Origin of the sequence: Xanthomonas campestris pv. phormiicola (genome assembly GCA_025666215.1) — a bacterium.
Taxonomy (GTDB): domain Bacteria; phylum Pseudomonadota; class Gammaproteobacteria; order Xanthomonadales; family Xanthomonadaceae; genus Xanthomonas_A; species Xanthomonas_A campestris_A.
Map to the genome: position 1 here is coordinate 1,230,940 of CP102593.1, position 19,641 is coordinate 1,250,580.

Annotated in this window: 16 protein-coding genes; all 16 read left to right on the top strand. The window is 70.8% G+C overall.

Annotated elements, in window-relative coordinates; genetic code table 11:
• The first annotated feature begins 63 nt into the window (after nt 1-63).
• The 16 genes from NRY95_05015 (at nt 64) to uraH (ending at nt 19,641) form a co-directional block, all read left to right on the top strand.
• Nucleotides 64-1,368, top strand: coding sequence for an NCS2 family permease (locus NRY95_05015; GenBank protein ID UYC17328.1), 1,305 nt, complete (start codon nt 64-66; stop codon nt 1,366-1,368).
• Between the two features lie 290 nt (nt 1,369-1,658).
• The gene (locus NRY95_05020; protein ID UYC18507.1) at nt 1,659-3,047 is read left to right on the top strand and encodes an adenosine deaminase; all 1,389 of its coding nucleotides are present in this window, start codon (nt 1,659-1,661) and stop codon (nt 3,045-3,047) included.
• Between the two features lie 429 nt (nt 3,048-3,476).
• A complete protein-coding gene (locus tag NRY95_05025; protein UYC17329.1) occupies nt 3,477-5,810 on the top strand; it encodes a TonB-dependent receptor in 2,334 nt (777 codons plus the stop codon).
• 157 nt (nt 5,811-5,967) lie between these two features.
• Nucleotides 5,968-7,065: a nucleoside hydrolase gene (locus tag NRY95_05030; protein ID UYC17330.1), complete on the top strand. Its 1,098-nt coding sequence runs from the start codon at nt 5,968-5,970 to the stop codon at nt 7,063-7,065.
• A gap of 300 nt (nt 7,066-7,365) precedes the next feature.
• Nucleotides 7,366-8,823: an AtzE family amidohydrolase gene (locus NRY95_05035; GenBank protein UYC17331.1), complete on the top strand. Its 1,458-nt coding sequence runs from the start codon at nt 7,366-7,368 to the stop codon at nt 8,821-8,823.
• On the top strand, nt 8,823-10,403 hold the full coding sequence (locus NRY95_05040; GenBank protein ID UYC17332.1) for a gamma-glutamyltransferase family protein: 1,581 nt from the start codon (nt 8,823-8,825) through the stop codon (nt 10,401-10,403). The genes NRY95_05035 and NRY95_05040 overlap by 1 nt, the downstream gene beginning before the upstream one ends.
• Nucleotides 10,404-10,428: 25 nt before the next feature.
• A complete protein-coding gene (locus NRY95_05045; protein UYC17333.1) occupies nt 10,429-10,809 on the top strand; it encodes a tetratricopeptide repeat protein in 381 nt (126 codons plus the stop codon).
• Nucleotides 10,810-10,960: 151 nt separating this feature from the next.
• A complete protein-coding gene (locus NRY95_05050; GenBank protein UYC17334.1) occupies nt 10,961-11,875 on the top strand; it encodes a LysR family transcriptional regulator in 915 nt (304 codons plus the stop codon).
• Between the two features lie 337 nt (nt 11,876-12,212).
• Nucleotides 12,213-13,259, top strand: coding sequence for a hypothetical protein (locus NRY95_05055; GenBank protein ID UYC17335.1), 1,047 nt, complete (start codon nt 12,213-12,215; stop codon nt 13,257-13,259).
• Between the two features lie 353 nt (nt 13,260-13,612).
• Nucleotides 13,613-14,869 carry an allantoate amidohydrolase gene (locus tag NRY95_05060; GenBank protein ID UYC17336.1) on the top strand — a complete coding sequence of 419 codons (1,257 nt, stop codon included), beginning with the start codon at nt 13,613-13,615 and terminating at the stop codon, nt 14,867-14,869.
• A gap of 52 nt (nt 14,870-14,921) precedes the next feature.
• Complete coding sequence (locus tag NRY95_05065; protein ID UYC18508.1) at nt 14,922-16,118, top strand: alanine--glyoxylate aminotransferase family protein; 1,197 nt, start codon at nt 14,922-14,924, stop codon at nt 16,116-16,118.
• On the top strand, nt 16,115-17,005 hold the full coding sequence (puuE, locus tag NRY95_05070; GenBank protein UYC17337.1) for an allantoinase PuuE: 891 nt from the start codon (nt 16,115-16,117) through the stop codon (nt 17,003-17,005). The genes NRY95_05065 and puuE overlap by 4 nt, the downstream gene beginning before the upstream one ends.
• Complete coding sequence (gene hpxZ, locus NRY95_05075; GenBank protein UYC17338.1) at nt 17,002-17,382, top strand: oxalurate catabolism protein HpxZ; 381 nt, start codon at nt 17,002-17,004, stop codon at nt 17,380-17,382. The genes puuE and hpxZ overlap by 4 nt, the downstream gene beginning before the upstream one ends.
• Complete coding sequence (gene uraD / locus NRY95_05080; GenBank protein UYC17339.1) at nt 17,379-17,870, top strand: 2-oxo-4-hydroxy-4-carboxy-5-ureidoimidazoline decarboxylase; 492 nt, start codon at nt 17,379-17,381, stop codon at nt 17,868-17,870. Before hpxZ ends, uraD begins: the two co-directional genes overlap by 4 nt.
• Nucleotides 17,867-19,312: an FAD-dependent oxidoreductase gene (locus NRY95_05085; protein UYC17340.1), complete on the top strand. Its 1,446-nt coding sequence runs from the start codon at nt 17,867-17,869 to the stop codon at nt 19,310-19,312. The genes uraD and NRY95_05085 overlap by 4 nt, the downstream gene beginning before the upstream one ends.
• Nucleotides 19,276-19,641, top strand: a complete 366-nt coding sequence (gene uraH, locus NRY95_05090) for a hydroxyisourate hydrolase (GenBank protein ID UYC17341.1) — start codon at nt 19,276-19,278, stop codon at nt 19,639-19,641. The genes NRY95_05085 and uraH overlap by 37 nt, the downstream gene beginning before the upstream one ends.

The following is a 19,641-nucleotide window of genomic DNA, read 5'->3' on the forward strand; positions in this document are numbered from 1 at the left end:
CGTTGTCTTCGCCCGCCCGTCCGCGTGCCGCGGCCGGCAGGGGCGCCCAGGCGTTGCAGGGCGATGAAGCGGCTGCTCGATTTCCGCCTGGCCGAGCACGGCAGCTCGGTCCGCACCGAAGTGCTGGCCGGTGCCACGACCTTCCTGACGATGGCCTACATCGTCTTCGTCAATCCCGACATCCTCGCCAGCGCCGGCATGGAGCGCGGCGCGGTGTTCGTGGCGACCTGCCTGGCGGCCGCGCTGGGGTCGCTGTTGATGGGGCTGATCGCCAACTATCCGATCGGTCTGGCGCCGGGCATGGGGCTCAACGCATTCTTCGCGTTCTCGGTGGTCGGCGGGATGGGCTATGCGTGGCCGCAGGCGCTGGGCCTGGTGTTCGTGTCCGGCTGCCTGTTCGTGCTGTTGACCGTAAGCGGGGCGCGACGCTGGCTGGTCGATGGCATTCCGCAGGCCCTGCGCTGCGGCATCGCCGCCGGCATTGGCTTGTTCCTGGCCTTCATCGGGCTGCAAAAATCCGGGCTGGTGGTGGCCAGCGCGCCGACCCTGGTCACGCTCGGCGATCTGCACCGTGCCGAGCCGCTGCTGGCGCTGGCCGGGTTGGTGTTGATCGGCATCCTCGATGTGCGCAAGGTCCGCGGCGCGATCCTGCTCGGCATCCTGGCGGTGACCGTGGCCGGCCTGGTACTGGGCAAGGTTCGCTATGCCGGGTTGATGGCATGGCCGCCTAGCCTGGCGCCGACCCTGCTGAAGCTGGATGTGCCCGGCGCGTTGCTGCAGCACGGCGGCGTCAGTGCGCTGCTGCACGTGCTGCTGGTGTTCGTGCTGGTGGAGGTGTTCGATGCCACCGGCACGCTCACCGGCGTGGCGCAGCGCGCCGGGCTGTTGGCGCGGCCCGAGCAGCGCCGCCAGTTCGATCGCGCCCTGTTCGCCGATAGCACGGCGATCCTCGCCGGCTCGCTGCTCGGAACCTCCAGCACCACCGCCTACGTGGAAAGCGCCGCCGGTGTGCAGGCCGGCGGGCGTACCGGGCTGACCGCGCTCGTGATCGCGGCGCTGTTCCTGCTCGCGCTGCCGTTCTCGCCACTGGCCGGCATGGTGCCGGCCTACGCGACCGCGCCGGCGCTGATCTATGTGGCCGCGCTGATGCTGCGCGAGATCGTGGAAGTGGACTGGCAGGACCTGACCGAAGCGCTGCCGGCTGCGCTCGCCGCGCTGGCGATGCCGTTCACCTATTCGATCGCCGATGGCCTGGCGTTGGGATTCATCGCCTATGCCGCGCTCAAGCTGGGCAGCGGACGCTGGCGCCAGGTGCATGTCGCGACCTGGGTGATCGCGGCGCTGTTCGTGCTGCGTTACGCGCTGTAGCCGGCATGCGGCCGCCATCGCCAGCGCACATGTCCCGGCGCGCGCCGCAGCTGCCGATGCGCGCCGACCGATTCCGTCATTCCTTCCAGCAAAGGGCAACGATGTGCGTCTCCAGCAACGCCTCAAGCATGGTCCGGTTCGCGTTGGCGCTGTTGCTGAGCGCCGCGGCGTTGGCCGGCGCCGACGCCGCGCCGGTCGCTGGCGGTGCTGCGGCACGCCAGGCCGCCGTGGCGGCGCAGCTGCGCGCGCTGCGCCTGCAGCCACCGCGGCTGCGCAGCTTCCTGCAGGCCATGCCCAAGGGCGGCGACCTGCACAATCACCTGAGCGGCAGCGTCTATGCCGAGGACTTCCTGCGCTGGGCCGACGAGGACGGCGACTGCGTGTCGCTGGCTGACTACAGGCTGCGGGCGCCGCCCTGCGGCGCCGATCAGGCGCCGGCACGCGGGCTGGCCGCGCGCGATCCGGCGCTGTATGCGCGCACGGTGGATGCGCTGTCGATGCGCAATTTCGTGGCAGGACAGCCACAGTTTTCCGGACACGACCGTTTCTTTTCGACCTTCGGCAAGTTCCAGGCACTCGGCCAGCGCCGTGTCGAGGCACTGGCGGCGGTGCTGGAGCAGGCGGCACGCGACCATGTCGGCTATGTCGAATTGATCGTCAATCCGAGCGCGGCCAAGGCGCTGGCCGAGGCCGCGTTGCGGCGGCCGTGGCAGCCTGGCCAGTTCGCTGCAGAATCGCGCCAGCTCGACCCGGCGCTGCCGGCGGCAGTCGCCGCCTCGATCCAGGAATTGGACCAGGTGCAGGCGCGCCTGCGCGAACGGTTGCGCTGCGATACCGCGCAGGCGCGTCCGGGATGCGCGGTGAGCTACCGCTATCTGGCGTATGCCGACCGCGCCATGCCGCAGGCGTACGTGTTCGCGCAGATCGCGCTGGGCTATGCGCTGGTCAAGGCCGATCCGCGCTTCGTCGGCGTCAACATCGTCGATCCGGAAGACAATCCGGTGGCGTTGGCCGACTACCGGGCGCACATGGCCATGTTCGCTTTCTTCGCCGCACGCGATCCGCAGGTGCGGCTGAGCCTGCATGCCGGCGAGTTGACCCTGGGCCTGGTGCCGCCGGCCGAACTGGGTTTCCACATCCGCGAGGCGGTGGCGGCGGGCGCGCAACGCATCGGTCACGGTGTGGACATCGCCTACGAGGACGATGCGCCATCGCTGTTGGCGCAGATGCGGCGCCGGCGCGTGGCGGTGGAGATCAACCTGACCAGCAACGACGTCATTCTCGGGGTGAAGGGCGTGCAGCATCCGCTATCCATGTATCTGCGCGCCGGCGTGCCGCTGGTGCTGTCCACCGACGATGCCGGAGTGTCGCGCAGCGACCTCACCCACGAATACCAGCGTGCGGTGCAGGAGCAGGGGCTGGACTATCCGGCGCTGAAGCAGATCGCGCGCAACGCGCTGCGCTATGCGTTCCTGCCCGGCGACAGCATTTGGGCGGAGGACGGAACCGTCCCGTCGCCGGCCTGCGCGGCGCCGCTGGCGGCCGCGGTGCTGCCGCGCCGCCCGGCCGACCCGCGTTGCGCCGCATTGCTGCAGGCGAGCGAGAAGGCGCGCCTGCAATGGCAACTGGAAGCCGACTTCGCCGCGTTCGAGACGCGCGCATTGCGCAGTCCCTATTGATGCGTGGCTGAGAGTTTTTTCCGGTGTGCGAGGAGGGGGCGCCAATGAGGTCGAAGCATCGTTGGGCCGTACCTGGCGCGGTGGATCGGCGGTGCGTCGGCGGCGCCGCGCTTGCTGCACGGCCAGGCGCTGGGCTCCAGGCGCTACGGGCATGGCGCGATGCGCAACCGGTGGGCGTGCCTTCGGGCGCGGATGCCAGGCAGCGCGGGATGCGCGGGCTTGGCTATCGGGTGAGCGGCGCCGGCGTTGCGCGCGTACCCGGCCGCGCCGGCGACAAGCTCCGCACGCCGGGCCGCGGCAAGGCCCGGAGATCGCGCAATCCGGGGCGGCCATGCCCTCCAGCGCGCGCCGGTCCGGCATGGCCGCCGAGGCCGTACACAGGTTTCCACCGTTGCATCCACCCGTTCTTCTCCATGCAGGCACACCACAATGAAAGCCCTTCCCGTCAATAGCAGCGCACTGGCTGTCGCCGTGTGCGCCGTTCTGTGTCTTCCGGCCCACGCCGCCTTCGCACAGTCGCAATCCGACGACACCACGGCGGCGGCGCGTTCCAGCGTCACCACCACCTCCAACACCACCAATTCCAACGCCACCAAACGCGTGCAGCAGCTGGATGCGGTGTCGGTCAAGGCGCAGTCGCTGTCGCTGGGTGGCGGCGCCATGCAGGTGCAGGTCGCGCCCAAGGCCGTGTCCACGATCGGCCGCGAAGCGATCCTCAAGACCGCCCCGGGTGCCAACTTCACCCAGATGCTGGCCTCGATCCCCGGCGCGATCTCCGCCACCAACGATGTCACCGGTCTCAACGACGGCAATTTCACCGTGCGCGGTTTCCCGGCCGACGAAGTGGGCGTGACCGTCAACGGCGTGCCGATCAACGACTCGGGCAACTACAAGATGTACGCCACCGAATACGGCGACACCGAGAACATGGGCGACATCACTGTCGAGCAGGGCTACCCGAGCGTGACCTCGCCGGTGATCGGCGCGGCCGGCGGCAACATCGCCTGGGTGACCGTGGATCCGACCCGCGACGCCGGCGTGGACATCAGCCAGAGCCTGGGCAGCAACAACTACAAGCGCACCTTCGTGCGCTACAACACCGGCGACATCGGTCCGGTGCGTTCGTGGCTCTCCTACTCGCACAACGAGACCGACCTGTGGCGCGGTGCCGGCCAGTCCAAGGTGACCAAGGTCGACGGCAAGTCGGTGTGGACCATCGACGACGGCAACTCGATCACCGCCTCGTTGCAGTACAACCGCGAGGTCAAGAACAACTACCGCAGCCTGACCAAGGCGCAGATCGCCCAGTACGGCTATCACTACGGCTACCTGAAGTCCTACCAGTCCAGCAGCGCCGGCGACTGGGTCGGCACCCAGGTCAATCCGTTCACCAGCGCCATCCTCAGCCTGGACGGCGAGTTCACCCTCAGCGACACCCTGCACCTGTCGGTGGTGCCGTACTTCGTCTACGGCTACGGCGGCGGCAGCTACGGCTACGCCAAGAACTACGTGTTCTTCACCTCCGACACCTACCGCCCGGGCGTCCACGTCAAGTTCAAGCAGGACCTGAGTTTGAACGACAGCCTGGAATACGGCTTCCTGGCCGAGCGTCCGCGCCAGCAGGGCTCCAACGTCTACCTGCCGGCCGATGCGCAGGGCAACCCGGCCGACATCTGGGGCCACGACAGCGCCTATTACTACAAGAACGCCAACGGCACGCCGAAGATCGCCTACAAGTTCTACTCGACCACGCCGACCTACCGTGCCTTCGCCACCAACACCTGGACCCCGAACGACCAGTGGACGCTGAGCCTGGGCGGCGCCTACACCTCGGTCACCCGCAAGGGCTGGTACTCCACCTGGCCAGAGGCCGGCAACGCGCTGAGCCTGACCAGCCCGTCATCCAGCACCCTGTTCGCTTCCGGCTCGCGCACCTACAAGAAGTTCACCCCCACCGCCGGGGTGAAGTTCCAGCTCGACGAGGCCAACCAGTTCTATCTTGGTGTCGGCCAGACCTACCGCGCCGCGATCAACACCTCGGCGCTGTACGACTTCTGGAACGCGGCGTATGCGCAGGCATCGGGCAAGTCGCTGTCGGTCAGCGACGCCGAGCCGGAGAAGGCCACCACCATCGACCTGGGCTGGCGTTACTACGGCGAGCGCCTGAGCACCTCGGTCGGCGCCTATTCCAGCGACTTCAAGAACAAGCAGTTCAGCGGCTCGGATCCGACCACCTCGGCGCCGGTGTACTTCTCGCTGGGTGAGGTCAGGATGCGCGGGCTCAACGCCGAGGCCAGCTACAAGCTCGACGACCACTGGTCGACCTACGCCTCCTACGCGCACACCAGTAGCGAGATGCAGGACAACGTCACCCTGGGCAAGGTCACCTATCTGACCAAGGGCAAGACGCTGGTCAACGCGCCGAAGAACGCCGGCTACGCCTCGGTGAATTTCGAGCAGGGCCAGTTCTGGGCCAGTGTGAGCAGCACCGTGCAGAGCGGCATCTGGGGCACCTTCAGCAACGCCGCCGGTTCTTACTCGGGCGGCTTTGCGGTGGTCAACCTCAACGGCGGCTGGAACTTCCACGACTTCGGCGGGCTGAAGAAGCCTTACCTGAAGGTCAACGTGTTCAACATCGGCAACCGCGAGGCGCTGAACTATTCCAGCACCACCTCGCTGGCCACCACCGCGCAAGCGGCGACCTGGCAGTTGCTGCAGGATCGCACGGTGATGGTGACCTTCGGCGGCTCGATCGCGCTGTAAGCTGTGGCGCAGCTTCTCCCTTCTGCCTCCGGGAGAAGGGAGAAGCTGCTGATGAGGGTGCGGGCGAAGCCTCGCAGCAAAACAGCGCGGGGTTTCGCCCGCACTCTCACGCCAACCCCTCTGCCGACGGCACAGGGACTCCAATCAGGTCGACACAATGCCCCAATCGCATCATCCGGTTTCCGACAAGCGCCTCGTGATCCTCGAGGACGACATCGACGGCTTCACCCCCGCACAACTGCTGTTGCTGCAAGCGCCCGACGTCGAGGTGCTCGGCATCTCCGCGGTCAGCGGCAACATCTGGCGCGACGAGGTCCTGGCCCATAGCTGCCGCCTGCTCGAACTGGCCGGCCGCCCCGATATCCCGGTCCTGCCCGGCCCGGTGTTCCCGCTGCTCAATTCGGAAATCGCCACCGAACGCTGGGAAGCGTTGTACGGCAAGCTGGTGTGGAAGGGCGCGTGGACCAAGCAGTGGATCGACGCCGATACCGTGCAGAGTTCGCCGCGCTACCATGCCCATGACGTGGTGCCGGACCTGGCGCTGGGCAATCCCAGCGTGGTGCGCCCGTCCAGCGAACATGCCGCGCTGTTCATGCTGCGCATGGTCCGCCAGTATCCCGGCCAGGTCAGCATCGTCGCCACCGGCCCGCTGACCAATCTCGCCCTGGCGCAGTCGCTGGATCCGCAGTTCGCGGCGCTGGCCAAGGAGCTGGTGTACATGGGCGGCAGTCTCAATCCGCGCCGCCGACTGGACAGCGTCTGCGCGCACCAGTTCGCGCGCGAGTTCGTGCACTCGCCGCGCCGCGAGTTCAACATCCGCTGGGATCCGGAAGCGGCCAGCATCGTGCAGCGCGCGCCGTGGAAGAAGATGGTGATGGTGCCGGTCGATCCGTCCACCGCCACCGAACTGAGCACCGACCTGGTCGCGCGCATCGGCGCCGCCGACACCACGCTGGGCCAGGCCCTGCGCCGCCGCGAGCCGGGCTTCCCGATGTGGGACGAACTGGCCACCGCGGTGTGGTTGCGCCCGGCGCTGGCGACGCGCACCGAAACGCTCTATGTCGACACCAATACCGAGTTCGGCCCCGGCTATGGCGACACGCTGTCGTGGGCGCCGGGCTATCAGCCGGGCCTGGGCGAACAGCGGCAGACGGTGGTGCTGGAGATGGACGTGGCGGCGCTGGAGGCGGTGCTGGTCGAGCACCTGACCGCGCCGCACCCGCCGTCGGTGGGCGCGCCGTTGCCGCCAAGGTGAGGGCGGCCAGGCCTGTGCAGGGCGGCAACGCCGGCGCGCTGCAGGGTGGCAGCCGCTGCGCTGCGCACGCCGGTTGCGTGCTTGCCGTTGCGCCGCCGCGAAGGCGCAACGGCGTGGCGGGCAGGGGATCCGGGTTACCTTGCTTTCCGGAGGCTGGCGCAGGGCGGCGCGGCGCCGGGGCCCGACGCCCGCGCGTGCAGGCTTCGCCGCAAGCAACCAGGCAATCCCATCGTGGTGCGATGACGCAGCCTGCGCCGCATCGCCCCCCAGGACCCATGCGCTGAATTGCGGAGAGACACGATGCACATTCCCGACGCCTACCAACCCGGCATCCAGCGCAACGCGCAGCTGCTCGACGGCTATGCGCAGCTGCTGCGCCAATTCGGGCCTGCGGCCGTGCCGGCACCCGTCTCCGGGCCCGGCCAGATCGCCGCCATTGCCGCCGCCACCCGTGCCACGCCCGGCCATGCACAGGCGCGCAGCGAACGCACGCTCGAGCGCATCGCCGCGGCCAACCCCGGCTTGCACGCCTTGACCCGGGTCCTGCCCGAACGCGCGCGCGCCGACGCCGCGCGCGTGCAGGCGAGCCTGGCCGGCGGCGGCGATGGCGGGGCTCTGGCCGGCGTCCCGTTCGTGGTGAAGGACCTGTTCGACGTCGCCGGCCTGGCGACCACCGCCGGGGCCGCGATCCGTGCCGATGCGGCCCCCGCGGCGCACGATGCCGTCCTGGTGCAGCGCCTGGTCCAGGCCGGTGCGGTGCTGGTCGGCACCGCCAACATGGACGAATTCGCCTATGGCTTCGCCACCGTCAACGCGCACTACGGCACCACCCGCAATCCGCACGATCGCACGTGCCTGGCCGGCGGCTCCTCCGGCGGTTCGGCCGCGGCGGTGGCCGCCGGGCTGGTGCCCTTCGCGCTCGGCTCGGACACCAACGGCTCGATCCGCGTGCCGGCGTCGCTGTGCGGGGTCTACGGCCTGCGTCCCAGCCATGGCCGTTTGCCGCTGGACGGCGTGTTTCCGTTCGTCGAGGCGTTCGATGTGGCCGGGCCGTTCGCGGGCACGCTCGCCGACCTGCGCGCGGTGTACGAGGTGATGGCCGGCGCGCCGCTGCCGGATTGCGCCGTCGCCAGCTTGCGCATCGCCCGCCTCGGCGGCTGGTTCGCGCGCAATCTCGACCCTGCGCTCGGCGCCGGCCTGGAGGCGCTGGCCGGCCACCTCGGCAGCAGCGCCGTGCGCGAACTGCCCGACGCGCCGCGCGCGCGCGCCGCGGCCTTCGTGATCACCGCCGCCGAAGGCGGGGTCCGCCATCGCGCCGCGCTCGCCCGCGATGCCGCCGGGTTCGATCCGGCCACCCGCGACCGCCTGCTGGCCGGGCTGCAAGTGCCGGCGGCGGCGGTTGCCGACGCACAGCGCTTCGGCGTGTGGTTCGCCGGTGCGATGCAACGTCTGTGGGACGAGGTCGATGTGCTGCTGGCGCCGGCCACGCCGTGCGTGGCGCCGCGCATCGACCAGGAGACGATCCAGATCGATGGCGCCGCCGTGTCGGCGCGCGCCAACCTCGGCGTGTTCACCCAGCCGCTGGGCCTGGCGCGCTGCCCGGTGCTGGCCGCGCCGCTGTATCGCCCGGGGCAGCTGCCGCTGGGCGTGCAGCTGATCGCCGCGCCAGGACGCGAGGATCGCCTGTTCGCGCTCGCCGCGCAGCTGGAACGCGACGGCCTGATCGGTTCGACCCCGCCGTCGCGGGAGCCGCGCTGATGCTGCACACCTTGCGTTCCCGGCGCGGCATGGTGGTCGCGCCGCATCACCTCGCCGCGCAGGCCGGACGCGATGTGCTGCGCGACGGCGGCAATGCGGTGGAAGCGGCGGTGGCGACCGCGGCGTGCCTGGCGGTGGTCTATCCGCACATGACCGGCATCGGCGGCGACGGCTTCTGGCTGATCGCCGAAGCCGATGGCCGCGTGCATGCGATCGACGCCTGCGGCCGCGCCGCGCAGGCGGCCACGCTGCAGCACTATGCTGGGCAGGCGGCGATTCCCTGGCGCGGTCCGGGCGCGGCCAACACCGTCGCCGGCACCGTGTCCGGCTGGGGGCTGGCGCTGCAGCGCAGCGACGCGCAGCTGCCGCTGTCGCGCCTGCTCGACGACGCCATCCAGCACGCCGCGGCCGGCGTGCCGGTCACCCTCGGCGGTGCCGCGATCGCCGCAGCCAAGAGCGCCGAACTGCGCGAGCAGCCCGGCGCCTATGCGGCGATCTTCGAAGCCGCCGGGCGGCCGTTGCGCGAAGGCGAGCTGCTGCGCCAGCCGCAGCTGGCCGCCACGCTGCAGCGCCTGGCCGCGGCCGGCCTGGACGATTTCTACCGCGGTGCGCTGGCGTCCGACATCGCCGCCGACCTGCAGGCCCTGGGCAGTCCGCTGCGCGCCAGCGACCTGGCCGCGCACCGCGCCGAGGCCAGCGTGCCGCTGTCGGTGGCGATCGCCGGCGCGCGCCTGTACAACCACGCACCACCGACCCAGGGCCTGGCCTCGCTGCTGATCCTGGCGCTGTTCGACCGCCTGGCCGCCGACCGGGCCGACGGCTACGCGCACCTGCACGGCCTGGTCGAGGCGACCAAGCAGGCGTTCCTGGTGCGCGATGCGCACATCGGCGACCCGGCCTGGATGACGCTGGATGCGCAAGCCTTGCTCGACGATGCCGGCGCGCTCGACGCGATGGCCGCACGCATCGATCCGGCGCATGCGCTGCCGTGGCCGCAGCCCTCGCAGGCCGGCGACACCGTCTGGTTCGGCGCGATCGACGGCGCCGGCCGCGCGGTCAGCTGCATCCAGTCCACCTATTTCGAATTCGGTTGCGGGCTGGTGCTGCCGCGCAGCGGCATCGTCTGGCAGAACCGCGGCTGCAGCTTCCGTCTCGCCGCCGACGGCTGGAACGCGCTGGCGCCGGGACGCAAGCCGTTCCACACGCTCAACCCGGCGCTGGCGCGTTTCGACGACGGCCGGCTCATGGCCTACGGCACCATGGGCGGCGAAGGCCAGCCGCAGACCCAGGCGGCACTGTTCAGCCGCTATGCGCGTTTCGGCATGCCGTTGCAGCAAGCGCTCAGCGCGCCGCGCTGGTTGCTCGGCCGCACCTGGGGCGAGGACAGCACCACGTTGAAGCTGGAGGACCGGTTCGCTCCGGAGGTCGTCCAGGCGTTGCGCGATGCAGGCCATGCGGTCGAGTTGCTGCCCGCCTACAGTTCGGCGATGGGCCACGCCGGCGCGCTGGTACGCGAGGCCGACGGCACCTTGAGCGGCGCCAGCGACCCGCGCAGCGATGGCGCGGTCGCGGGCTGGTAGCTAGCGTCTGCGGCTTGCGATGGCAATGTCCCACGACAGCGAAGTCCTCGCCCGCGCCAGAGCGCTGGTGGATGCGGCGATGACCGATCCGCAGCGCTGCTCCGCGCATCTGGCACAGGCCGAGTCGTTGCTCGTCGCCGCAGCGGCGTCGGCACCGGACGATATCGCGCTGCTCACCTGCCTGGGCGCGGTGCGCTGCGATCTGGGGAACGACGGCGATGCGGTCGAGGTGTTGCAGCATGCTGTACGGCTGCGTTCGGACGACCGCAACACTTACTTCAATCTCGGCGTCGCGCTGCTCAACAGCGGCAGGCGCCGCCAGGCCATGGACCGCTTCCGGCAGGCGGCGCCGCTGCAGGGATCGGCGGCGACCTGGGAAGCCTATTTCGATCCGCATGCGCAATGAAGCGGCACGTGCGCCATGCCGTCCGCCATGGCGGCGAAGAACAATGCGAGCGCTGGCCGCGCCGTCGCCGGCGCTTCCGTACCATGGCAGTCGCGCGACGACGCAGCCGCTTCCACGCCGAGCGCCAGGCCCATCAGGAACCGAAGCCGCCATGCTGACCTTCTCCCGCTTCACCCGCTATTTCATGGAAGTGGCGCATTGGCGCAGCATCCGCCGCGCCTCCGAGGCGCTGCACGTGTCGGCGTCGGCGATCGACCGGCAGATCCTCAAGGCCGAGCAGGAGCTGGGCGTGCAGTTGTTCGAGCGCCTGCCGAGCGGCCTGCGCCTGACCAGCGCCGGCGAGTTGCTGCTGGTCGACGTGCGGCGCTGGGAGAAGAGCTACCAACGCACGCTGGAGCTGTTCGACGAGCTGAAGGGGCTGCGTCGCGGCCATGTCGAGATCGCGATGATCGATGCCCTGAGCGAGGGCATCGTGGTCGATGCGCTGGCGCAGCTGATCGACGAACACCCGGGCCTGACCTTCGGCCTGCAGACCGAGGACAACCAGAAGGTTGCCGACAAGGTGGTCGCGGCGGAGGTGGACTTCGGCCTGCTGCTGGACCCGGTCAGCGGCATCGATCTGGAGGTGGTCGCCTTCGCCGAGATTCCGCTGGGCATCTGCATGCCGGTCGGGCATCCGCTCAGCGGCAGGGCCAGCCTGCAGTTGAACGAGGTCCTGGACGACCATCGCCTGCTGCTGCCGGCCGCGCCGCTGATCGTCAACGAACACGCCAAGGTCGTGTACCAGCGCCAGCACATCGACACGCGCCGCTGCATCCGCTGCAACGACGTGCGCACGCTGCGCGCATTGGTGCGCCAGGGCGTGGGCGTGGGCCTGCTGTCGCAACTGGATGTGCTGGCCGATCTGGCCGACGGGCGGCTGGCGTTCGTGCCCCTGCGCGAAGGCCTGGCCAAGCCGATGACATTGTCGCTGTGCGTGGCGCCGCAGCGGCAACTGTCCAAGGCCGCGCAGACCATGCTCAAGGCGCTGGCGCCGCGCGTGGAAGGCATCCTGGATCGCCCGTAGCGCCGCGCGGCCGTCGCCGCCACCGTGCGTGGGCAGCGGCGTGCCTGCGGTTCGCGCACCGATCCGCAATTTTTGCAACGCACGCGTACGAAAAAGACGTTTGCCTGCGCACGCAGCGCCCGCCTATGGTGGCCGCTGCCGAAACGGCGCGCCCGCCGCGGGCGTCGCGGCGCGCAGCCGATCGGCGTTGCGCTTTCTGCCAGCCCCAGACCGAGGAGACAGCATGATGTGGGTTCGACACGCCACGCGCCACGCGCGGCACAGGGCGGGTGCGGCGATGCCACCGGCAGGCGGCTGCGCACGGGGCGCACAGCGGATGAGCGATGGGGCGTGCAGGTTGCTTCCCATCGCCTGCGTGGCCGCCGCCGGCCGTTGCTGGCGGGCGCTGCTGCTGTGCGCGGCATTGTTCCAGGCCGGTGGCAACGCGGTCGCGGCGGATGCGCCGATCGCGCCGAAGGTGCTGGTGATCACCATGTTCGACGCCGAAGCCAAGCCGTGGCGGCAGGCGCTGGCGTTCAGCGTGCAGGTGCCGGTGCCCGGCTTGTCGCCGAACTATCCGCAGGTCGACTGCAGCCGCGAGGGCGTGTGCCTGGTGACGACCGACATGGGCTACGCCAATGCCGCCAGTGCGATCGCCGCACTGGTGCAATCGGATCGCTTCGATTTGCGCGACAGCTATTTCCTGATCGCCGGCATCGGCGGCGTCGACCCGGGCGAGGGCACGCTGGGCTCGGCGCACTGGGCGCGCTACGCGATCGACGGCGGGCTGGTCCACAGCATCGATCCACGGCAGATTCCGGACGACTGGCGCTCCGGCGTGGTGATGTTCGGCGCCAGCCGGCCGGGCCAGCAGGGCAAGTGGAAGGCCGGCACCGAACTGTACCGACTCGACGAGGCGCTGCTGCAACGCGCCTACCGGCTCAGCGCGGACGTCGCGCTGCGCGACAGCGCCGCCGCGCAGGCCTATCGCGCCCGCTATCCGGCCGGCCCGGGACGGGCACCGCCGGCGGTCAGCATCTGCGACACGCTGTCCGGCGACACCTATTGGCATGGCTCGCTGACCGCGCAGGCGCTGGCCGACTACGTGACCCTGGCCACCGCCGGCAAGGGCCGCTACTGCACCACGCAGATGGAGGACAACGCCACGCTGACCGCCTTGCAGCGCGGCGCCGAGGCCGGCCGCCTGCGCTTCGCGCGCATCGCATTGTTGCGCACGGGTTCCAATTTCGACCGCGAGGCGCCGGGGCAGAGCGCAGCGGATTCGATGCGCGCCGACAGCGGCGGCTTCGCCCTGGCGGTGGACAACGCCTACCGGGTCGGCAATGCGCTGGTCGGCGAGATCGTCGGCCATTGGCCGCAATGGCGCGAGGGCGTGCCGCAATAGGCGCTGTGCCGCCGCCTGCTGCGAATGCGCACGCTGTGCGGGTGCGTGTTGCATTTTTTGCATCGGCGCGCCGCGAAAACGGCGTTTGCCGGGCCGGGGACGCCTTGCCTATAGTCGTTTCAACCCGGCACCGGACCACGGGATTGCGCGTAGATCGCGACTTCGCAAGCAATTCGGCGCCGATGCAGGCGCCTGCGAGACAGCTGGCGCGCATCCCCCGCGGTGTGCCGCCGCGCCGCGCCCGCGACTCCATTCGCCCAGCGGAATCCACTGCAACCAGGCCGAACCCCCCATGCGCGACTGTCATCGATTCCCTGTCTCCGACCGCGGTCGGGCCTGAGCTGGAGCGCGGCATGCCGAATTCGGCCTTCTCGCCCGGAACGCGCGCGGTCGCACGCTGCGACGCGCTCGGCGTGGCGCCCTACAGCGACAGCGCGGACGGCCTGTTCCGCGGCTGGCTGAGTCCGGCGCACCGCGCCAGCGTGGCGGCCGTGGCCGAGTGGATGGGCGAGGCCGGCCTGCACACCCGCATCGACCCGGCCGGCAACCTGCTCGGCCGCTACGAGGGCGTCGCCGCGCAGGCGCCGGCGCTGCTGATCGGCAGCCACCTGGACAGCGTGCGTGACGCCGGCCGCTACGACGGTCCGCTCGGGGTCATGCTGGGCATCGAATGCGTGGCCGCGCTGAACGCGCAGGGCCGCCGCTTGCCGTTCGCGATCGAGGTGATCGCCTTCGGCGACGAGGAAGGCTCGCGGTTCCCGGCGTCGATGCTGAGCAGCCGCGCCGTCGCCGGCACGCTGGATCCGGCGGCGCTGCAGGTAAGCGACGGCGACGCCATCGCGCTGGCCGATGCGCTGGCCGCCTGGGGCCTGGACATCGCGCTGGTGCCTGACGCGGCGCGCGCGCCGCACAGCGTGCTGGCCTATCTGGAAGCGCATATCGAACAGGGGCCGGTGCTGGAAGCCGAGGGCCTGGCGCTGGGCGCGGTCACTGGCATCGCTGCGCAGCGGCGCTACCGCGCGCTGCTGGTCGGCCGTGCCGGCCACGCCGGCACCACGCGCATGGATCTGCGCGCCGATGCGCTGGCCGCCGCCGCCGACTGCGTGCTGGCGGTGGAGCAGGTGGCGCGCGGCGGCCCTGCGGACCTGGTGGCCACGGTCGGGCGCCTGCAGGTGGCGCCGGGCGCGGTCAACGTGGTTCCGGGGCGGGTCGAGTTCTCGATCGACGTGCGTGCCGGTGCCGACGGCGTGCGCGATGCGGCGGCCGAGGCGATCGCGCAGCGCCTGCACGCCATCGCCGCCGCGCGCGGCGTGCAGTTGCTGCTGCATTGCGTGCAGGACCTGCCGGCCAGTCCCTGCGCTCCGCGCCTGGTCGCCGCGCTGGAAACGGCGATCGCCGCGCAGGGCCTCGCGCCGCGACGGCTGGTCTCCGGCGCCGGCCACGACGCGATGGTGATGGCGGCGCTGTGCCCGACCGCGATGCTGTTCCTGCGCTGCGCCGGCGGCGTCAGCCACCACCCGGCCGAACACGTGGATCCCGCCGATGCCGAGCTGGCGGTGGCGGCGATGCTGCATTTCATCGAGTCCCTGGGAGACACCCTTGTCCGTTGACCCGCTGCACGCCGATCTGTTCGGCGAAATCGATCCGCCGCAACGCCTGCTGATGGGCCCGGGCCCGGTCAATGCGCATCCGCGCGTGCTGCGCGCGATGTCCGCCGACCTGCTCGGCCAGTTCGATCCGGAAATGACCGGCTACATGAACCAGGTGATGGCGCTGTACCGGCCGCTGTTCGGGACCGAGAACCGCTGGACCTTCCTGGTCGACGGCACCGCGCGCGCCGGCATCGAGGCGGCGCTGGTGTCGCTGGTGGCGCCGGGCGATCGCGTGCTGGTGCTGAACTTCGGCCGCTTCGGCCTGCTGCTGGGCGAGATCCTCGGCCGTATCGGCGCAGTGGTCGAGAACGTGGAGGCGCCGTGGGGCGAGGTGGTGCCGATGGACGCGGTGGCCGCTGCGATCGAACGCTTCGCGCCGAAATTGGTCGCCTGCGTGCATGGCGACACTTCGACCACGATGGCGCAGCCGCTGGACGGCCTCGGCGCGCTGTGCCGCGCCGCCGGCGCGCTGTCCTATGTCGATGCCACCGCGACCATCGGCGGCATGCCGATCGCCAGCGACGCCTGGGGCGTGGACGTGGTCACCGGCGGTTTGCAGAAGTGCCTGGGCGGGCCGTCCGGCTCGGCGCCGATCACCGTGTCCGCGCGCGCCGCCGAGGCGATCTTCGCGCGCCGCCACGTCGAGCGCGGCATCGTCCGCGACGACATCGCCAACGGCAGCGGCGTGCGCATCGGTTCGAATTATTTCGACCTGGCGATGGTCATGGACTACTGGTCCGACAAGCGCCTGAACCACCACACCGAGGCCACCAGCATGCTGTACGCGGCGCGCGAGTGCGCGCGCGTGGCGCTGCAGGAAGGCCTGCCGGCGCGCTTCGCCCGCCACGTCGCGGCCGGGCGCGCGGTCGCCGCCGGCGCGCGTGCGCTGGGGCTGCAGGTGTTCGGCGACGACCGCCACCGCATGACCAACGTCACCGGCGTGGCGATTCCCGCCGGCATCGACGGCGAGGCGGTGCGGCGGCGTCTGCGCGAGGATTTCGAGATCGAGATCGGCACCGCGTTCGGGCCGCTGCAGGGCAAGCTGTGGCGGATCGGCGCGATGGGCTACAACGCGATGAAGCACAAGGTGCTGATCACCCTGGGCGCGCTGGAAGCGGTGCTGCGCGCCGAAGGCTACGCCTGCGCGCCGGGCGCCGGCGTGGATGCGGCGCTGGCCGCCTGGCATGCCGACGGAGCGCAGGGATGAGCGCGGCGCGCGACCTGGTCGGCTACAGCGCGCAGCCGCCGGACCCGCAGTGGCCGGGTGGGGCGCGGCTGGCGTTGCAGTTCGTCGTCAACTACGAGGAAGGCGCCGAGAACGGCGTGCTCAATGGCGATGCCGGCTCGGAGGCGTTCCTGTCGGAGATGGTCGGCGCGCACAGCCAGCCGGGCGCGCGCGCGATGGCGATGGAGAGCCTGTACGAATACGGCAGCCGCGCCGGTTTCTGGCGGCTGCAGCGGTTGTTCGCCGCGCGCGGCGTGCCGGTGACGGTGTTCGGCGTGGCGCAGGCGCTGGCCGCCAATCCCGAAGCGGTGCAGGCGATGCGCGACGCCGACTGGGAGATCGCCAGCCACGGCCTGCGCTGGATCGACTACCAGCACGTGCCGGAGGCGACCGAACGCGCGCATATCGCCGCGGCGATCGCGCTGCACACGCAGGTCACCGGTGCGCGCCCGCTGGGCTGGTACCAGGGCCGCACCAGTCCCAACACCGCGCGGCTGGTGGCCGAGGAGGGCGGCTTCGTCTACGACGCCGACAGCTACGCCGACGACCTGCCGTACTACGACCGCCGCCACGGCCGCGCGCAACTGGTGGTGCCGTACACGCTGGACGCCAACGACATGAAGTTCGTCGCCTACAACGGTTTCGCCGACGGCGAACCGTTCTTCCGCTACCTGCGCGACAGCTTCGAGCAGCTGTGCGCCGAAGGCGGGCGGATGATGTCGGTGGGCCTGCACGGACGCATCGCCGGACGTCCGGCACGCGCGCTGGCGCTGGCCCGCTTCGTCGATCATGCGCTGGCCAGCGGCCAGGCCTGGATCGCGCGGCGCATCGACATCGCCCGCCACTGGCAACAGGTGCATCCGGCATGATCGTCGACGCGCCCGAAGTGCTGGCCGAAGTGCAGGCGGCGTTCGCCGACTACGAACGCGCGCTGATGGCCGACGACGTCGCCGCATTGGACCGGCTGTTCCACGATGCGCCGACCACGGTGCGCTACGGCGTCGGCGAAGCGCTGTACGGCGCCGAGGCGATCCGCGCATTCCGCCGCGGCCGCGGCGGGTCGCCGCAGCGGCGCCTGTTGCGCGTGCAGATCGTCGCCTACGGGCGCGATTTCGCCACCGCCGATGCCGAATTCCTGCGCAAGGGCGCGACCCGACCCGGCCGCCAGAGCCAGAGCTGGGTGCGGTTCGCCGACGGCTGGAAGGTGGTATCGGCGCATGTCTCGCTGCAGGGGGACCACGCATGAACGGCGTGGACTGGAATGCGCTGCCCGAGGCCGAGTTCGTCGCGCGCCTGCACGCGCTGTTCGAGCATTCGCCGTGGGTGGTGCAACGCGCGGCGGCGCGACGCCCGTTCGCCGATCTGCACGCGGGCCTGCTGCAGGTGCTGCACGCGGCCAGCGCCGACGAGCGGCTGGCGCTGATCCGTGCGCATCCGGAACTGGCCGGCAAGGCCGCGATCGACGGCAGCCTGACCGCGGCCTCGGCCGCCGAGCAGGCGCAGGCGGGGCTGGATCGGCTCACCGCGGAGGAGTTCGCGCGGTTCCACGCGCTCAATGCGGCCTATCGCGCGCGTTTCGATTTTCCGTTCATCGTCTGCGTGCGGCTGACCGACAAGGCCGGGATTCTTGCCGCGATGCAGGCGCGGTTGGCGAACACGCGCGAGGCAGAGATCGCCGCTGCGCTCGACGAGATCGGCAAGATCGTGCGCTTGCGCCTGGAGGCCCTGCAATGAGCGCCGCGGCAGTCGGCGGTTTGCAGGCGTTGTCGGCGCAGGTCGCGCGCGAGCTGCAGTGGCTTGGCCATGGCGGCTCCGATTGGACTCGGCCTCAGCAGCATGGTGCAGAGCATGTCTACGACGTGGTCGTCGTCGGCGGCGGGCAGAGCGGGCTGGGCGCGGCGTTCGGTCTGATCCGCGAACGCATCGCCAATATTCTGGTGATCGACGAGAACCCGGCCGGCCAGGAAGGCCCGTGGGTCACCTATGCGCGCATGGTCACCCTGCGCACGCCGAAGGAACTGAGCGCGCTGGACTTCGGCATGCCGTCGCTGACCTTCCGTGCCTACTGGGAAGCGCTGCACGGCACGCAGGGCTGGGACGCGCTGGGCAAGATCCCGCGCGCGGACTGGATGGACTATCTGCGCTGGTATCGCGAGGCGCTCGGCCTGCCGGTACGCAACCAGGCGCGGCTGCTGCGCATCGAACCGCTGCCGGCGCAGCGCCTGCAGCGGCTGCACCTGGCCGGCGGCGACAGCCTGCTCGCGCGCAAGGTGATCCTGGCGACCGGCATCCAGGGCGGTGGGCAATGGCACGTGCCGCCGCTGGTGGCGCAGAAACTGCCGCGCTCGCGCTACGCGCACACCTCCGAAGCGATCGACTACGCGGCGCTGGCCGGGCGCCGCATCGGCATCCTCGGCGGCGGCGCGTCGGCCTTCGACAACGCGCAGCACGCGCTGGCCGCAGGCGTCGGCGAAGTGCACGTGTTCCTGCGCCGCACCGAACTGCCGCGGGTCAACCCGATCCGGCACATGGAGCGCAGCGGCATCATCCCGCGCTTCGCCGCGCTGCCCGATGCCGACAAGTACGCGATGATGTCCACCTTCTTCCGCCACAACCAGCCGCCGACCAACGACACCTTCGAACGCGCCGCGGCCTGGCCCAATTTCCGCCTGCATCTGGGCAGCCCTTGGCAGGACGTGGCCGAGGACGCCGACGGCGTGCTGGTGACCACGCCGCACGGACGCCTGCGGTTCGATTTCGTGGTGCTGTCCACCGGCCTGGTCACCGATCCGGCGCTGCGCCCGGAGCTGGCCGCGGTGGCCGACGGCATCGCGCGCTGGCGCGACCGCTACCGTCCGCCGCAGGGGCAGGAGCTGCCGCTGCTCGACGCGCATCCCTACCTGGGGCCGGGCTTCGAGCTGTTGCCGCGCACGCCCGCGCATGCGCCGGCGCTGCACGGCCTGTTCGCGTTCAACTATTCGGCGCTGCTGAGCCTGGGCCTGTCGGCGGCGGCGCTGTCCGGGCTCAAGCACGCGCTGCCGCGGCTGGTGAAGGCGGTCGCCGACCAGTTGTTCCTGGACGACCGCGAGGCGATCGTCGGCGCCTACATGGACTACGCCGAACCCGAATTCGTCGGCCAATGGCCGCTGCCGCAACTGGAGGAACGCGTCGGATGAGCACGCTATCGACCCATGTGCTGGACCTGAGCCGCGGCGTGCCTGCCGCCGGCGTGGCGGTGCGGCTGTTCGCCGGCCAGACGCTGCTGCATGCCGGCGTCACCGATGCCGATGGGCGCTGCCCGGCGCTGCGCGAACTGACGCTGGCGTCGGGCCGCTACCGGCTGGAATTCGCGGTGGCCGACTATTTCCGCGGCCAGGGCGTGGCCTTGCCCGAGCCGCCGTTCGTGGACGTGGTGCCGATCGCGTTCGGCCTGGCCGATGCCGCGCACTGCCACGTGCCGCTGCTGGTCTCGCCGTTCGGCTATTCCACCTACCGGGGCAGCTGA

What these genes read in the sequence shown, in the direction of transcription:
- NRY95_05015 (UYC17328.1), top strand. Translation starts at nt 64, where the DNA reads ATGAAGCGGCTGCTCGATTTCCGCCTGGCCGAGCACGGCAGCTCGGTC.
- NRY95_05020 (UYC18507.1), top strand. Translation starts at nt 1,659, where the DNA reads ATGCCCAAGGGCGGCGACCTGCACAATCACCTGAGCGGCAGCGTCTAT.
- NRY95_05025 (UYC17329.1), top strand. Translation starts at nt 3,477, where the DNA reads ATGAAAGCCCTTCCCGTCAATAGCAGCGCACTGGCTGTCGCCGTGTGC.
- NRY95_05030 (UYC17330.1), top strand. Translation starts at nt 5,968, where the DNA reads ATGCCCCAATCGCATCATCCGGTTTCCGACAAGCGCCTCGTGATCCTC.
- NRY95_05035 (UYC17331.1), top strand. Translation starts at nt 7,366, where the DNA reads ATGCACATTCCCGACGCCTACCAACCCGGCATCCAGCGCAACGCGCAG.
- NRY95_05040 (UYC17332.1), top strand. Translation starts at nt 8,823, where the DNA reads ATGCTGCACACCTTGCGTTCCCGGCGCGGCATGGTGGTCGCGCCGCAT.
- NRY95_05045 (UYC17333.1), top strand. Translation starts at nt 10,429, where the DNA reads ATGTCCCACGACAGCGAAGTCCTCGCCCGCGCCAGAGCGCTGGTGGAT.
- NRY95_05050 (UYC17334.1), top strand. Translation starts at nt 10,961, where the DNA reads ATGCTGACCTTCTCCCGCTTCACCCGCTATTTCATGGAAGTGGCGCAT.
- NRY95_05060 (UYC17336.1), top strand. Translation starts at nt 13,613, where the DNA reads ATGCCGAATTCGGCCTTCTCGCCCGGAACGCGCGCGGTCGCACGCTGC.
- NRY95_05065 (UYC18508.1), top strand. Translation starts at nt 14,922, where the DNA reads ATGGGCCCGGGCCCGGTCAATGCGCATCCGCGCGTGCTGCGCGCGATG.
- puuE (UYC17337.1), top strand. Translation starts at nt 16,115, where the DNA reads ATGAGCGCGGCGCGCGACCTGGTCGGCTACAGCGCGCAGCCGCCGGAC.
- hpxZ (UYC17338.1), top strand. Translation starts at nt 17,002, where the DNA reads ATGATCGTCGACGCGCCCGAAGTGCTGGCCGAAGTGCAGGCGGCGTTC.
- uraD (UYC17339.1), top strand. Translation starts at nt 17,379, where the DNA reads ATGAACGGCGTGGACTGGAATGCGCTGCCCGAGGCCGAGTTCGTCGCG.
- NRY95_05085 (UYC17340.1), top strand. Translation starts at nt 17,867, where the DNA reads ATGAGCGCCGCGGCAGTCGGCGGTTTGCAGGCGTTGTCGGCGCAGGTC.
- uraH (UYC17341.1), top strand. Translation starts at nt 19,276, where the DNA reads ATGGCCGCTGCCGCAACTGGAGGAACGCGTCGGATGAGCACGCTATCG.